The sequence below is a fragment of the Methanobrevibacter sp. genome, assembly GCF_045220775.1.
Lineage (GTDB): Archaea > Methanobacteriota > Methanobacteria > Methanobacteriales > Methanobacteriaceae > Methanocatella.
Window position 1 is genome coordinate 1 of sequence record NZ_JBGUWC010000067.1, and the last position, 2,125, is coordinate 2,125.

At 35.6% G+C, this 2,125-nt stretch carries 2 protein-coding genes and 1 pseudogene; all 3 read left to right on the forward strand.

The window, feature by feature from the left end; translation table 11 throughout:
• A pseudogene (locus ACJROP_RS03880) lies at positions 1-496 on the forward strand (hypothetical protein); the annotation flags it as partial.
• 113 nt (positions 497-609) lie between these two features.
• Positions 610-1,611, forward strand: a complete 1,002-nt coding sequence (locus ACJROP_RS03885) for a hypothetical protein (protein WP_406534180.1) — start codon at positions 610-612, stop codon at positions 1,609-1,611.
• Between the two features lie 46 nt (positions 1,612-1,657).
• The coding region (locus tag ACJROP_RS03890; protein WP_406534181.1) for an ATP-dependent RecD-like DNA helicase at positions 1,658-2,125 on the forward strand (468 nt) is incomplete at its 3' end.

Below are 2,125 nucleotides of genomic sequence, written 5' to 3' on the forward strand. Positions count from 1 at the left end.
AATCCGCAAAATCGAGCGTGATATCGATTTTGAGAGAGAAATGATTGTGGCAGAAATGGATTTTTGGAATAACTATGTTATGACGAATACACCGCCGCCTTTCACAGAGAATCCCGAACTTTGTTTTGAAACGATAAACAAGTATGTTCAGGCACAGCTTAATAAAAAGCCTGTTGCAATCGAGGGTTTTGATGAAGAGTTGCCGAGAATTGCAGAGTTGAGGGCAAAGAAGAAAGAACTTGAAGATGCTGTAAAGGCGGTTCAGGCGGAGATAGATTCGCTTGTACTGCCGTTGCTTGACAGTATGGGAAATCAGACTTCAGCGACAGCAACCGTGAACGGCATGAAATATGATATTTCTTACAAGCCCGTACCACGCACGACCATCAACAAGGATAATCTTGAAAGGCTGAAAAACAGCTATCCCGACATTTACGACCAGTTTGCAACGACAACAACAAACAGAAGACTGACTTTCAAATCGAGTGCAGAGTGATTTAAAATAATTTATTGAAATCATCTTAAAAATATTGACATTATAGAAAAAATGGTGTACTATGTCTACAAGTGAATAAAATTTAAGTAACAATGAAAAGGTTGTGCAACATCATGAGAAAGAGTTTGTTAGTATTGGTTGTAATGGCTGTTACTTTTACTTGCGTTGGATGTAATAACAGTGAATCTTTAATAAGTACTATTAGTGGCACACCAGAAGTAACTTCATTGCCACAAGAGGATAATGATAGTGATTCTAACAATACAAGAGATTTGGAATCTTTTACTGTTGAGCAGTCAAGGGTATCTGATGTATCTTCTGTGAAAGAAAAATCTCGAGCAGAACAAAGTGACACATCATCAGAAGAAACGGATTTGCAAGAGGCATCAAGATTATTAGAAGAATTAAAAGCAGAACGTTCTAAATTGATGGAAGAATCTCGATTGTTAGAGGAAGCAAAGAAAGAACAATCAAAATTATTAGAAGAATCCCGATTGAGAGAACAATCAAGGTTAGAATATTCAAGATTATTGGAAGAGTCAAGATTACAAGAAGAATCAAGATTGAAAGAACAATCAAGGTTGTTAGAGGAATCGAAAGCATTGGAAGAATCAAGATTGAAACAAGAGTCCTTACAGAATGAAGTTTATGGTGCTCAAAATTCGATAAAAATTACAAATTGCAGTGTTAGTTCACCAAACTCTGCAGGAGGAGTAGACGTTTATATTGATTTCTATAATAAATCTGGTAAAACTATAAAATATGTTTACTATCAGGTACAAGCGTATAACGCTGTTGATGATCCTGCAAATTGCGAAATTAGAGGAACAAGTATAAGTCAAAGATTACAATTTACAGGACCAGTGGATTCGGGGTGCTATTCAAATAACCAACTTGAATATGAACAAGCGAAAGAAAGATGGGAAAATAGACCAACCAATTATGATGAACTGGAAATGCCTATGGAACTTCCTACCGCTTTGATAAATACGTGTTGGGAATGTGTTTGGTACAATTATTCGATTAAATACTGTAAATTAATTGATGTGTCTATTGAGTATATGGATGGAACAAGTACACATATTAGCAAGGAGAACATATCATATCTTTATTAAAGACAAATCTTACTCTGAAAGCTATATTTTGGAGTAAGATTTATTTTTGAAAAAATATATTATCTGTTTTTGTTCGATAAAATCAAAAGGACTGAACTGCGTCAATGAATATAACAAAGTTATCCAACAGAAAATAAATCCGCCTGCACCGGATAAGCTCGAAATGAAAGTAAAAACTACGGTATTCCGTCAGGGTGACAGGGTTATGCAGACGAAAAACAATGAATTTGTTTCCAACGGTGAAACGGGAATTATTGTCAGCATAGAAAAAGACGAAGATGAAGAATTGTTGTGCGGTATCAAGTTTGATGGAAAACATGATACAATCTGGTATGATATTGAGGATATGAGCAATATCACGCTTGCTTACTCAATTACAATACACAAAAGTCAAGGGTCCGAGTACAAAACGGTAATTATGCCCATAATGAAAAGTTTCTTCATCATGCTGAAAAGGAATTTGCTGTACACAGCCGTAACCCGAGCGAAAAGCAAAGTGATAATAGTCGGTCAA

What these genes read in the sequence shown, in the direction of transcription:
- ACJROP_RS03885 (WP_406534180.1), top strand. Translation starts at nt 610, where the DNA reads ATGAGAAAGAGTTTGTTAGTATTGGTTGTAATGGCTGTTACTTTTACT.